Origin of the sequence: Lapillicoccus sp. (assembly GCF_025353065.1) — a bacterium.
Lineage (GTDB): Bacteria > Actinomycetota > Actinomycetes > Actinomycetales > Dermatophilaceae > Lapillicoccus.
Map to the genome: position 1 here is coordinate 42,777 of NZ_JANXRJ010000052.1, position 13,193 is coordinate 55,969.

The 13,193-nt window shown below is 70.5% G+C and carries 8 protein-coding genes and 1 pseudogene; 2 read left to right on the top strand and 7 right to left on the bottom strand.

What is annotated here, in order from left to right:
• Positions 1–57 precede the first annotated feature (57 nt).
• From Q0R63_RS04730 to Q0R63_RS04760, 7 genes and pseudogenes are all read right to left on the bottom strand, one after another.
• Positions 58–495: a hypothetical protein gene (locus tag Q0R63_RS04730; protein ID WP_295694755.1), complete on the bottom strand. Its 438-nt coding sequence runs from the start codon at positions 493–495 to the stop codon at positions 58–60.
• A gap of 87 nt (positions 496–582) precedes the next feature.
• Positions 583–3,867 (bottom strand): fibronectin type III domain-containing protein, encoded by a 3,285-nt coding sequence (locus Q0R63_RS04735; RefSeq protein WP_295694758.1) that lies wholly within the window; start codon positions 3,865–3,867, stop codon positions 583–585.
• A gap of 68 nt (positions 3,868–3,935) precedes the next feature.
• Positions 3,936–5,825: pseudogene (locus Q0R63_RS24490) on the bottom strand (peroxidase family protein); the annotation flags it as partial.
• 111 nt (positions 5,826–5,936) lie between these two features.
• Entirely contained in the window at positions 5,937–6,308 is a 372-nt protein-coding gene (locus Q0R63_RS04745; protein ID WP_295694761.1) for a response regulator transcription factor, read from the bottom strand.
• Positions 6,309–6,399: 91 nt separating this feature from the next.
• The gene (locus Q0R63_RS04750) at positions 6,400–7,734 is read right to left on the bottom strand and encodes a histidine kinase (RefSeq protein ID WP_295694763.1); all 1,335 of its coding nucleotides are present in this window, start codon (positions 7,732–7,734) and stop codon (positions 6,400–6,402) included.
• A gap of 10 nt (positions 7,735–7,744) precedes the next feature.
• Complete coding sequence (locus Q0R63_RS04755) at positions 7,745–8,422, bottom strand: response regulator transcription factor (protein ID WP_295694765.1); 678 nt, start codon at positions 8,420–8,422, stop codon at positions 7,745–7,747.
• Positions 8,423–8,529: 107 nt separating this feature from the next.
• Positions 8,530–9,435 (bottom strand): BTAD domain-containing putative transcriptional regulator, encoded by a 906-nt coding sequence (locus Q0R63_RS04760; protein ID WP_295694767.1) that lies wholly within the window; start codon positions 9,433–9,435, stop codon positions 8,530–8,532.
• Positions 9,436–9,713: 278 nt separating this feature from the next.
• Here Q0R63_RS04760 and gap point away from each other — a divergent pair, with 278 nt between their 5' ends.
• Positions 9,714–10,724 carry a type I glyceraldehyde-3-phosphate dehydrogenase gene (gap, locus tag Q0R63_RS04765; RefSeq protein ID WP_295694770.1) on the top strand — a complete coding sequence of 337 codons (1,011 nt, stop codon included), beginning with the start codon at positions 9,714–9,716 and terminating at the stop codon, positions 10,722–10,724.
• 99 nt (positions 10,725–10,823) lie between these two features.
• Positions 10,824–13,160, top strand: coding sequence for a glycoside hydrolase family 3 N-terminal domain-containing protein (locus Q0R63_RS04770; RefSeq protein ID WP_295694774.1), 2,337 nt, complete (start codon positions 10,824–10,826; stop codon positions 13,158–13,160).
• Positions 13,161–13,193: the final 33 nt, after the last annotated feature.

Below are 13,193 nucleotides of genomic sequence, written 5' to 3' on the forward strand. Positions count from 1 at the left end.
GGGCCTCGTCCCGGCACCTGCGCGGTGCGCGAGGCGCGGTCGGGGGACGGACATCGGTCAGGGAGCGTGACCGGATTCAGGTGGGGTCGCGGCAGCGGCGGGCAGCGTGACCAACCGGCACGGTATCGAGGTGTCCTCGTCGAGCTGGTAGCTCGCGCACACCCGGTGGTAGCCGTCGGCGATCTGAAGAGGGCGACCCTCGGCAATATCCCCGCGCACCAACAAGATCGGTGACAACGGCGTCTGGAGCGAGACCTTCTTCAGATCCTTCGCCACCTCGGGGTCCGTGGACGGCAACAACGGCAACCGGGACGCCCGCAGGATGTCCTTGGCAGCCTGGTGGGTGGTGGGCGCCTCGGCCAACAGGATGAGGCAGGCCTGCACCTGCGCCGGCTCGGCGATCAGACGGAGGAACGACTCCGCCGACGGGTAGTCGTGCTCTGCCGGGGCCTCGGCCCACGTCACCGTGACCTTCTGCTTCGATGTCTTCGCCACAGCCCTCATCTTCCCACGAGAGCGTCCGGACGAGCTCCCGACTGCTCCGCCTCTCGCGTGCCGCGGTGATGCCCGGAATGGAGGGGATCACTGCGCCAGCACGGCGTTGGAGCGCTGGGACCTCGCGCTGGTACCGACGGAGTTCAGGGCGACGACCTCGAACCGGTAGGTGCCGGCAGGCAGCGTGAACGAGCGGGTCCGGACGGTGGCACCGACACTGGCGAACGTCGGAGCCCCGACCGGGGTCACGCCGTCCGCGGCCATCCGCAGCGCCGTGACCTGGTAGCCCTGGATCGGGCTCCCACCGGTGCTTGCCGGAGCCGACCAGTTGGCGACAGCCGTCCGGGCACCTCCGGCCGGGCCGGCGACCGCCGTCCCGATGACGGGTGCGCCCGGGACGGTGGCCGGCCGGAAGGTGTTCGACGGTGTCGAGGTGGCACCCACGCCCGAGGCGGTGACCGCCCGCACGAGGACGTTGTAGAGGACCCCGTTCGTGAGGCCACCGATCGTGGTCCCCGTGACAGCGCCGCTCACGCTGTCCGTCCGGATGACGGTCGTCCCCGTCCGGACGATCACCTGATAGCCCGTGATGGGCAGGCCGCCGGTGTTGCCCGGCGCCGTCCAGGTGAGGGTGGCGGACGAGTCCCCCGCGACGGCGACCACGCCCGTCGGTGCGCCCGCGGGGGCGGCCGGCGTCACGACGTTGGACGGGGCACTGAGTGGCCCCGCGCCGACGAGGTTGAGGGCGCGCACCTGGAAGGTGTATGCCGTGCCGTTGGTGAGGCCCGTGACGACCCGGCTGGTGAGAGTCGGCGCGAGCCCGGTGATGGTGGTCACGGCGGTGCCACCGCTGCTGACGACGATCTCGTAGGAGGTCACGGCGGGTCCACCGTTCGGAGCGGGTGCCGTCCAGCGGACCGTGGCCGACCCGTTGGCTGCCGTGGCGGTGCCGATGGCCGGTGGGGCCGGGGGCTGGAGCGCGATCGTCTGGTCGGTGAATCGCAGTGCCTCGATGTTGCGGAGGGTGTCGGTCCCGTCGCTCACCTTCTGGCCCACGACGTTGGCGCCGGTCTGGGTGACCGTCACCCGGTCGGAGGAGACGACGACCGAGTAGCCGGACAGCGGACCGGAGAAGACAGCTGTGTCCACCCCCGGAGCGGGACCCGCCGGGGCCACGATCTCCCGAACGGTCACCATGGTGCCGGGGTCGACCAGACCCTTGCCGACGGCCTGCTGGAGCGTCATGCCTGCCGTGCCCGGGCCGAAGCCGCCCTGGCTCGCCGCGTGCTCGAGGAGATCAGTGGTGCCGATCTCCGTCGCCGGGTCTGCGGGGTTGGTGCGCACGCTGATGCGCACCCTGAGGGAGCGGTCGCCGTCGATGACGTCGTCCGCGCCGCGCCCCGTGATGGTGTCGCTCCCCGACCCGCCGAGCAGGATGTCGCCGGCACCCCAGACCGGGCCCTCCAGCGGGCAGAAGCCCGCGGCGGAGCCGGCCACGACCGGAGCCGGGTCACCCGTCAGCGGCTGGGGCAGGATCGAGGCCAGGCCCGCGATGCGGTCGACGCCGCGTTGGTCGAGGACGTCACAGCCGGCGAAGCCGGCACCTCCGACGGCGATGGGCGCGACGTCCGTGCCCTTGATGACGTCATCGAGGGCGGAGCCTGAGTCTCCCTCGACCTCCTGCCAGCGGTCGCGGTTGACGACCACCTGGATCGGGACCCCGACCAGGTTGTTGTTGATGTTGAGGTCGTCGTCGGCGGCCACCGTGTCGTACTGGTGGATGGCCCAGTCGAATCCTGCGGCACCCGCGTTGCGGTCGACCGCGGCGTTCTGGGACATGATGTCGTCCCCGCCCTCGGCGTCGTAGTCGTTCTCTCCCACCTGCCCGACCATCACGTCGTTGCCCGGTGCGGGCTCGCCCGGGTCGTCGAAGAACGGTGCCCCGTGGTCGCCCTGGAGGAGGTCCTGGCCGGTGCCTCCCTGGATCCAGTCGTCGCCCCCGTCGCCGAAGACGGTGTCGGCGCCCTGACCGGCGATGACGAAGTCGTTGCCGGGGCCGGCAAAGGTCTCGTTGTCGTTCGCGCCACCGTTGATGACGTCCTGGCCGTCGCCGCCCATGGTGATGTCGTTGCCGAGTCCGGCGTCGATGCTGTCGTTGCCGGGTCCGCCCTTGAGCACGTCCGCGCCGGACAGGTCGGTGATGATGTCGTTGCCGTCCCCGCCGAGCACCACGTCGTCACCGCCGTTGCCCTCGATGACGTCGTTGCCGGCGCCTCCCCAGAACGTGTCGTTGTCGTTGCCGCCATAGATCCGGTCGGAGGTGCCGGTGCCGTTGTAGACCGCTTGGCCGTTGATGCCCGACGGGTCGACGGAGTTGAACTGCCGGTACTGGATGGTGCCGTTGGGCTGGCGCAGGAGCAGGAGGTTCTCCGCGCAGTCCGTCGTCGGGTCGTCGGTCACCGCTGCTCCGAACTGGGCGTACCCGGCCGCCGTCCCACTGAGGTCGGCCAGCTGGAAGCGGCAGTCGGCCGTGCCGAACGCGTCCGCCTTCAACGAGTTGGTGTTGTCGGTGTTGCGCTGGATGAGCTCGGAGAAGGAGTTGCCCTCCAGCTGGGTGCGGAGGTTGAGTCCGGGCGTCCGGGCGAGGTAGTAGAGCCGGTCACCGTCCTGGAGGTCCTCCAGCTGGGTCTGGAACACGTAGTTGAAGGTGCTCCCGAGCAGGCCCCCGAAGAGGTTCGTGATCTCCGCGACCCCGCCGACCCAGAGGTCCACGTCGTCGACGCCGGTGGTGGTGATCCCGTTGGCGTCGTCCGCCCACGTGGTCCCCGTGCCGTACATGAAGTCGGCGGCATCCGCCGGTGGTGTGTCCGCCGGGTCGGGGTTGACGATGAGCTTGGCGGCCGCCCGCTTGGCGACGAGGGTCGTCGCCGAGGTGATCGACGGGTGGTGTCCGTATGCCGCGACGAAGTTCACCAGCGACTCGGGGTGCTTGAGGTGCTGGCCGACGTCGCTCCAGCTCGTGTAGGGCGTGAGCTGACCGTCCTGAGTGGTCGCGAATATCTGCCGCCGGACCTCATTGAGGCGGGGGACCCCCGTATCCCGTGCGCGGGTCATGTTCAGCGTGGCGAGATCCAGGGGCAGACCCAGCAGGTTGTTGCGCAGGGTCTCCGTCACGAACTCGTCGAGCTCGTTGCCGACCTGGCTGGACGACCCCATGACGATGCTGCCGGCGGCGGCTTCAGGAGTGAGCACCCCGGCAGACCCGCCGTCGAAGAACGCCGGAGGGTTGAGGAAGGCCTTGAGCAGGGGCAGGGAGTTGTCGGTCTTCGTGACCGTGCCGTCCGTCGCCGTCGACTCGTTGGTGCGGGCCACGGTGTCGTCGAGATGGAGTGACCGAAGCGGTAGACCGCGTGGGCGAACTCGGCCCTGATCGCCGGGTTGGTGTCGGGCGTGTAGGCGTGGAACGGCCGGACCAGCGGCTGCATCTTGCGAGCGAACTCCTCGAACACGGTGTGCTGGTACTCCATCTCCGTCACGAAGCGGGCCGCCTGGAAGAGCCGCTCGCCGTAGCCGTAGCCGGATCCCGAGGTGGTGGCGTCCTGCCACTTCGCCAGGGCAGCGATGCCGGACGGCGACGCGTCAGCACGCAGGGTGGCGTCGATGTCGCCGACGAGGCGGTCGTGCTCCGAGTGGAAGACCTGGTGGATGGTCGACAGGGCGATGTTCTCGTTGCAGCGTCCGTCCCCACAGGTGAAGTGGGCGTTGAGCATCTCGTCGTCGTAGGTGCCGGGCGCCTGGCTGGCGAAATCGGCGGACGGGGTGCCGTCCGCGTCGGGACCGGGTGCGACCGGCGGGGTGCCGGGATCGTGGTCCGTGTCCTGGGGGCTGGGATCGGCGTTGTGGGCGATGTCCGTGAGGAACGGGGTGTTGAAGTGCAGGACGTCCGCCGGCACGAGGACGGGGTTGGCCGTGTCGCCCTCGACGAGACCGGTGGCGGTGACGTACTGGGGCAGACCGCGCGCGGGTCCCGGGACGAACTTCCCGTAGGGGTCGGCCGCGATCATCGGGATGTTCGTGACGTCGGCGTCCACGAGGCGCAGACCGAGCAGGCGCGCGGTCTGGTCCTTGACGGAGGCCCAGGTCGACAGGCCGGTGCGACCGTCGGGAGACCCGGCATACGTGAGTCCCGCGTCGAGACCGCCGAGGAGGCGGCCGGTCGAGACGGGGTGTCCGGCGCTGTCGGCGGCATACTCCCGCAGGAAGACCTGATGGGAGGCGTGGGAGGTGTAGGTCTGGCTCTGGTCCACCCACGGGGTGTCGGTGTTGTCGGCGTCGGTGACGTCGTCCTGCGTGCCGAGGACCCCGTCAGGGCCGGGCTGGTTCTGGGCCCGCGTGAGGACCATGAACTGCTGGCTCGCCGGGAGGTCGTCCGCGGTGCCGAGCACGTGGTCGGGGCCGGCGATCAGCGGATCGTCCGCCCTGAGGGGCACGAAGACGGTGGCGCCGCTCTTGACCGTCTGGTCCACGCCGTGGTCGAAGAACTGACCGAAGAAGGTGAACAGGCTGTTGTAGGGCGGGGAGAGGCCGACGTCCGTCGTGACGTTGGGGATGAAGAGCGTCTGGTGCGACGGTGTGCAGTTCACGGGCACGGCGTCCACCGGTGGCACCGCGTCCAGCTGCGGGTCGGTCGTGCAGGGCACCGCCGAGGCCGTGCCGCCGTTCTGCGATCGGACCGGGTGAGCCGCGGCGGCCAGCGCCGCGGGGTTCGTCGAGGTCTGGTCGACGATGAGGTTGCTCACGACCCGAGGCTCCGAGTCGATGACGACGTTGCCCGCGAGCTTCTGCTGGTAGGAGGTGGGGCCGGGAGGACCCACGGGGAAGGCGGGCGTGATGGGCTCCGCGTCGCGCAAGGCCGCGGTAGTGAGGCGCGGGAAGGGCATGTCGGCAGCGGCGAGCCGCTCACTGCCCGCCTTGAGGTTGTTGGAGGTCCCGTCGACGGTCCGCAGCCCGTAGGTCGTGAGGATGTCGGGGATCTGCTCGGCGTCCGGGATGCCGTCACCGGGCCGGCTGACCAGGGTCCCGCAGGTGTTGCTGTCCGTCCGCGTCATCGTGTGACGCTCGGCGATCTTGATCTGCTTGAGGATGAACGCGAGGTCTCCGGTCGTCACCGTGAAGCCGCTCCCCACCGGGGCGACGGCAGCCTGACCTGCCGTCGGGCCGGCGAGCTGGACCACCATGGCGGCAGTGAGGACCATCGCCGAGGTGGCGACCGCCCCTGACCGACGGGGGCGACGAGGGCGACGGCGGAGCTGTCCGAGAGGTCCATCCATGACACACCTGTTTCGATGGGGGTAGTGGTGCCGCCCACCGAATCGCCAGCTCCTTGAGAAATCCTTGAGTGTTGCGTGGGAGAATCCTGAACGTCGACGTCGAGACGGTCCTCATCGGGGCAGGAGGGGCGCCACTCCGGCGCGGATGTGCGCCAGCAGGACGATGGGGTCGACGTCCTTGAGCAGGAAGGCCTCCGCCCCGGCGGCCACGGCGCGACCGCCCGCAGCGAGGTCCCAGGTCAGGACGATGACCCGGGTGTCGGGCAGGGCGCCACGGATCACGCGGGTGGCCTCGATGCCGTCGCCTCCCGGCATGGTGACGTCGATGATCAGGACGTCGGGACGAGCGACGAGCGCCAGCCGCACGGCGGCGTCCCCCCGGTCGGCGGAGCCGCAGTGGACGAGGTCGGGGGCGGAGTCGAGGACGGTCTCCAGACCGCAGCGCACGAGGGGGTGGTCGTCGGCGACCATGACGCGGATCACGCGCGCCTGCCTCTCCCTGGGCGTCCGCGGGGCACGCGGCTCGGTCCGGGCATCGTCCCGAGGTGACCTTGAACGAACCTTGCCCGACGCGCTACCGCCCGGCCGCCAAAGACGGGTCGACGAGGTCGATCGGGAAGCGTGCGGCCAGCCGGGTGCCGCGTGTGGTGTTCTTCTCGAGGACGAGATCGCCCCCGATGTCCCGCAGGGTCTGGCCCAGGAGCGCCAGGCCCAGGTGGCCGGTGCCGGCTGGGCGCACGGCGTCGATGCCGCGGCCGTCGTCGCCGATGGTGACGACGTAGGACGCTCCCTCCCGACCCGCCGAGATGTCCATCCGGGTGGCGCCGGCGTGCTTGAGGACGTTCTGGACCCCCTCCCGGATGATCCGGTAGGCCATCCGGGTCACGGTCAACGACTCGTGTGTGGAGGGCGCGACCTGCACTCCGACCTGGAGACCGCTGCGCTGGGCCCGCTGGGCGAGCTCGATGACCGCGTCGCCGAGCTGCCCCTCGGCCAGCGACCCGGGGTAGAGATCGGTCAACATCGACCGGAGGGCGGCGACGTCACGCAGGACGACCTCACGGGTCTGCCCGAGCAGCTGGCGGGCCGCCTCCGCCTCCGGCGGCAGCGAGGAGGCGAGCGAGGGGAGGGCGAACCCGATCCCCGAGAGGTCCTGGATGACTCCGTCGTGCAGCTGGGCGGCAATCCGGTGTCGCTCGAGCTCGGAAGCCGACAGTGCGTGATGCATCATGGTCTCGCGCTCCGCCAGCCCTCGGTCCACCCGTCGGGCCAGGGAGAGCGCGAGAGGGAGGATCGCCAGCAGGACGAGGACGAGGGACCCGAGGGTCAGGGGCACGAGATCGCGGAGCAGGGCCCACGAGGTGTCGTCGATCCGCTCCATCGACCAGTAGGTCTCGACGACCACCGGCACCCCGTCGTGGTCCGTGGCCCCCACATAGACCTCGAGCAGGTCGGATGCCGAGCCGTCGAGGATGTTCTCGTCGTGGTCCATGTGGCTGACGCCCCCGATGACCCCCTCGGTGACGAAGAGGGCGGGGACACCGGCCTCGAGGGCGAACCGCTTTCCGACCAGGGCCTGCTCGTCGCACCAGAGGACGGTGCCGTCCTGCGCCCAGACCTTGATGTGCGTCACCGAGCCGTCGCGCAGCCGGCTGGCCAGGACGAACGCGAGAGCCGCCGTGGGGACGGGGTCGCCCGAGCGCACCCCGGCGTTGACGAGCGGCCCGGCCACGACGTGGGCGAAGGTCTCCCCCCGGCGGACGGCATCCCTCAGGGCCGCTTTGCCTGCGACGTCCCGCGCGACGTAGACGCTCACGAGACCGACGAGGACGACGGTCAGCAGGCTCCAGACGACGAATGGGATGAGTGCCCGGCGGACCACCGAGGAGGAGCCGGAGCGGGTGCCCACCCGCCCGGCGTCACGACGCCGCACCGACGTCGATCAGCCCGCGCCGGACGGCGACGACCACCGCCTCGAGCTGGGAGTGGACGTCCAGCTTGGTCAGGATGCTCTTGACGTGCCCGCGCGTGGTGTTGAGGGAGATCCCCAGCTCGCGCGCTGTCGAGCCGAGGTTGATGCCGGCCGCAAGCATCCGGAGGACCTGGAGCTCCCGGTCGGTCAGCCCGGGACCCCGGATGACGGGGGCCGCCCCCACCAGCTGTCGGAGCAGGCGCGGCTCGACGCAGAACTCGCCCGGACGCACCGTGCGCAGCGTCCGAAGCATGTCGTCGAGGTCCCCGCTCTTGGGAATGAGGGCTGCCGCCCCCGCCGCCGCGGCACGGGTCAGCAGGGCGGCGTCGACGAAGGCGCTGAGGACGACGACCACCAGGTCGGGGAAACGGTGGGTCAGGGCCGCTGTCGCGGCGATGCCGTCACCGTCGTCGAGCCGGACGTCCATGATGACGACGTCGGGCTGCAGGGACTCGACCAGGGCCATCCCCGACCTGATGTCATAGGCGGAGCCGACGCACGACAGGTCGTCCTCGTGGTCCAGAGCCTGCGCCAACAGCTGGGTGAACACGGTGTGGTCGTCGACGACGAGCACCCGGGTCGACCGGGTGTCCTCGCGCGGAGCGGACGCAGTGATGCTGCTCATGTTCCTCCCCCGAGGGCTCTAAGATCTGCGCCCAGTGTTCTGGACCGGGACGGGCTGGGCAATAGTCGCGTTGGGCCATGAGGAAAGCCCTTTGTCGGTCGATTCGGTTATGCCGGACACCTCGGGCCGCTCATGAGCAGCCGGCTGGCCGCCATCGAGAGCTCGCTGTCGAGGGGCGGCGTGCGATGCCCGGGCAGCCCGTCGAGCGACTGGCGGAGCAGGTGGAGAAGAAGTCGCAGCTCGGACCGGTGGTCGTCGTCGAGGGCACCCGTCGACTCGGAGAGGACGGTGAGGTAGATCGCTGTCGTCTCGGCCGCAGGCTCCTGACCCAGCTCCTCGACGAGGCGCGAACGCAACCGGGCGTAGCTGCGCAGCACGTCGCTGTGGCGCCCCGTGAACCACTGTGCCCGCATGAGGTGCTGCCAGGCGTCCTCCCGATGAGCGCCGTGCTCGATCGCCGCCAGCGCGAGCGCCACGGCCCTCTCGGGGCGACCGATCGCCGTGGCGCTCTGGGCTCCTCGCGTCAGCAGATCGGCCAGCAGCGCATCGGACTCGGCCCGCGCGTCGAGGGCCCAGCCGGCATACGCCTCATCGGGAAGAAGTCCCCCGACGGACAGTGCCGCCGCGCGCTCGCAGAGCCGCACGGTCCGTGCCGAGGTCGCTCCGGTCCCCTCACCCCCCAGCCGCCGCAGCTCCCCGAGGTCGATCTCGCACCGGTCGATGTCGATGGCGTAGCCGTTCGCCGCCGTCGCGAGCACGGACGAGCGGCCGGCGCCCAGCGGCAGGCGATGGCGCAGGACGGAGACGTAGCTCTCCAGCCCCGCGATGTAGGCAGGGGGCGGCCGGTCCTCCCAGAGCAGTTCGGCGAGGCGCTCCTTGCTGACGACGTGGCCAGCGTTGATCGCCAGGATCTGCAACAGGTTCCGTGGTTTTCGCCCCAGCTGCGAAACAGTCACCGTAGCCCCGCCCACCACGAGCCGGGTCTCTCCGAACAGCAGGATGCGCACCGTCATCAACCACGCTCTCTCCGAGATGGACACCCATCAGGAAGATGATGACGATGCGGGCCGCGGCGTCACCAGCCTCATCCGGAGGGGGGCGCCACCCCCCACCTGGGTGGTGCCCGCCCGGGTCGCCCTCTCTCCGACGTGACCTTTGGCCCTTCCGTGGTGCGCGGGCGATGGCGAGGCTGGACTGAGCATACGAACGCGTATGCGTGGCCGGCACACCCGCACGGCCTCACCCTCACGCCGTCGTTCCGCGGCGGCCAGAACGCATCGGAGACCACGTTATGAGCGTCAAGATCGGCATCAACGGCTTCGGCCGAATCGGCCGGGACTACCTGCGCTATGTGCTCGGCGCCACCGAGACCGACCTCGAGGTCGTCGCGATCAACGACGTCACGGACTCCGCGACGATGGCTCGGCTGCTGCGATACGACAGCACCTTCGGGCCTCTGCACCGGCACGTCGAGGACCTCGGCGACGCGATCGCCGTCGATGGCCACAAGATCGCCGTGAGTGCCGAGCGTGATCCGGCGCAGCTGGCGTGGCGCCAGCACGGGGTGCAGCTCGTCATCGAGTCCAGCGGCAAGTTCCGGACCCGCGAGGCTGCTGCGGCCCACCTCGAAGCCGGCGCCACAAAGGTGCTGCTGTCCTCACCGGGCAAGGGCCTCGACGCCACGATCGTCATGGGCGTCAACGACGAGACCTACTCGCCGTCGCAGCACCACGTCATCTCCAACGCGTCGTGCACGACGAACTGCGTCGCGCCCATGGTCAAGGTGCTGAACGACACCTTCGGCATCGAGCAGGGCTTCATGACCACGGTGCACGCCTACACCGGCGACCAGAACCTGCTCGACGGGCCGCACAAGGACCCGCGCCGCGCCCGGGCGGCAGCGGTCAACATCATCCCCACCACGACCGGTGCGGCCCGCGCCGTCGGTGAGGTGCTCCCGGCGATGAAGGGCCGGCTGGACGGTGTCTCGCTGCGCGTACCCGTCGTCGACGGGTCGTTGGTGGACCTCGCCGTCCTCCTCGGGCGCGAGGCCACGGTGGCGGAGGTCAACGCTGCCTTCGAGGCCGCCGGTGCCACCGGTCCGCTCGCCGGTCGGCTGCGCCACACCACCGAACCGATCGTCTCGTCCGACGTCATCGGCGACTCGGCGTCCTGCGTGTTCGACTCCGAGCTGACCCAGGCGTCCGGACGGCTGGTCAAGGTCTTCGGCTGGTACGACAACGAGTGGGGCTACACCGCCCGGCTCGTCGACCTCTCCCGACTAGTGGCGCAGAAGCTCTGAGGCGTATGCCGCAGCGTCCGGCAGGTCGGTGGCCAGGGCTATCGACCTGCCGGTGGTGCGCGGTGGTTCCCCCCGAAGAAGGTGGGAGGGTGGTCCTCGATGACGACACCGAAGACGACACCGAAGACGACACCGGAACCACGCCCGAGCCCGCCCCGGCTGACCGAGGTGGAGATGACGACACGGATGGACGCGCTGCTGGCGGTGATGACGCCGGCCGAGAAGGCCGGGCAGCTCACGCAGTACTTCTACTTCGGTGCCCTCCGCGACACCCCGCCGCCCGACGGTGCCGGACCGGGCGATCTCGACAATGGCCAGCAGGCCGACATGGTCGAGGCGGTGCTGGCCCGGGGCGGGGCCGGCTCGTTGCTCTTCGTCACCGACCCTGCCGAGACCAACCGGCTGCAGCGGCTCACGATCGACGGCAACCGGCACGGCATACCAGCGCTGTTCGGTTTCGACGTCATCCACGGCCTGCGCACCATCCTCCCGGTCCCCATCGCCATGGCGGCCTCCTGGGACCCGGAGACGATCGAGCGTGGGCAGGCCGTCGCGGCGCGGGAGGCGCGCGCCGTCGGCATCCACTGGACCTTCGCGCCGATGGTCGACATCGCCCGCGACCCGCGGTGGGGGCGGATCGTCGAGGGCGCGGGTGAGGACCCCTACCTCGGGGCGGTGGTCGCCGCTGCGCAGGTGCGCGGCTTCCAGGGAGCGGCGATCGGCACACCCGAGCGGGTGATCGCCGGTCCGAAGCACTTCGCCGGCTACGGCGCCGCATCGGGTGGGCGGGACTACGACGAGTCACACATCTCGGACGACGAGCTCTGGAACGTCTACCTCCCGCCGTTCAAGGCGGCCGTCGACGCGGGCGCGGGCAACGTCATGACGGCCTACATGGACCTCAACGGCATTCCCGCGACCGGCAACCGGTGGCTCTTCACCGAGGTGCTGCGCGACCTGTGGGACTTCCAGGGGTTCGTCGTCAGCGACGCCCAGGCCGTGCACAACCTCGTCACCCACGGCTTTGCCGCTGATCTCACGGACGCCGGCGCCCGTGCGCTCGATGCGGGTGTGGACATGGAGATGGCCATCGCCGACGCGGCATACGCGCACCTGCCCGAGGCCGTGCAGAGTGGGGCGGTCAGTGAGGGGACGCTCGACAGCCGGGTCCGGCGCGTGCTGGAGGCGAAGCTCCGGCTCGGTCTCTTCGACGACGCGTTCATCGACGAGGAGCAGGCCGCGGTCGTGCTCACCGACCCGGCACACCGGGAGGTCGCCCGGGTCGCCGCCGAGCGGTCGGCCGTGCTGCTGCGCAACGAGGGCGACCTGCTCCCGCTCGACCTCGGATCGGTGGGCTCGATCGCCGTGCTCGGGCCGCTCGCCGACTCCCGGCGCGACACGCTGGGCCCCTGGGTGTTCGACTTCGACCTCGCCGAGACCGTGACGGTGCTCGAGGGCATCCGGTCCAGGGTCGGTGACGCGGCGACCGTCTCCCACGCGCCCGGCGTCCGGCCCGCGCAGCGCGTGTTCCCCTCGATGTTCGACATGTGGGGCGGGAACTCGCCCGAGGACCCGGAGGGGTTCGACGACGACGTCGAGCTCGACCGTGCGGTCGAGCTCGCGCGCAGCTCGCGGGTCGCGGTGGTGGTCGTGGGGGAGTGGCAGAACATGATCGGCGAGGGGGCCTCGCGTTCCTCGCTCGAGCTCCCGGGGCGACAGCTCGAGCTCGTCCAGCGGGTGGCCGAGATCGGCACTCCCGTCGTGCTGCTCGTGATGAACGGCCGACCGCTCGACCTCCGCTGGCCCGACCGGCACGTGCCGGCGATCCTCGACATCTGGTATCCGGGCTCCCAGGGCGGAGCAGCGGTGGCCCACCTCCTGTTCGGTGACGTCTCGCCTGCGGGACGGCTGCCGTTCTCCTGGCCGCGGACCGTCGGCCAGATCCCGATCAACTACTCGCACACTCGATCTCACGACCCCGACCGGCAGAACCGGCGCTACTGGGACGAGGAGAGCACCCCGCTCTACCCGTTCGGGCACGGGCTCTCCTACTCCTCCTTCACGTATGCCGCCCCGGCCGTCGACACCGACACGATCGCCCCGGACCGGACCGTGACCGTCTCCGCGACCGTCACCAACACCGGTCGGCGGACCGCCGACGAGGTGGTCCAGCTCTACGTCCACCAGCGGCACGGCACGGCGTCGCGACCCGTCCGCGAGCTCAAGGGCTTCCAGCGGATCACGTTGGCGGCCGGGGAGTCCCGGTCGGTGGCGTTCACCCTGGGGGCGGCGCAGCTGCGCTACTGGAACGCTGCTGTGCGCGACTGGGTGCTCGACCCGTCCACGTTCGACGTCGGGATCGGCGCCGACTCGACGACCGCACTGACCGCGAGCTTCACCGTCACTCGCGTCCTCAGTGGGAGTCCCACCGACTGACCTCGACACCGCCTCCGCTCCACCGGTTTCCGG

Bases quoted from the DNA above. Each gene is read 5' to 3' on its own strand.
- Q0R63_RS04770 (WP_295694774.1), top strand. From the start codon at position 10,824: ATGACGACACCGAAGACGACACCGAAGACGACACCGGAACCACGCCCG.
- Q0R63_RS04760 (WP_295694767.1), bottom strand. From the start codon at position 9,435: ATGACGGTGCGCATCCTGCTGTTCGGAGAGACCCGGCTCGTGGTGGGC.
- gap (WP_295694770.1), top strand. From the start codon at position 9,714: ATGAGCGTCAAGATCGGCATCAACGGCTTCGGCCGAATCGGCCGGGAC.
- Q0R63_RS04755 (WP_295694765.1), bottom strand. From the start codon at position 8,422: ATGAGCAGCATCACTGCGTCCGCTCCGCGCGAGGACACCCGGTCGACC.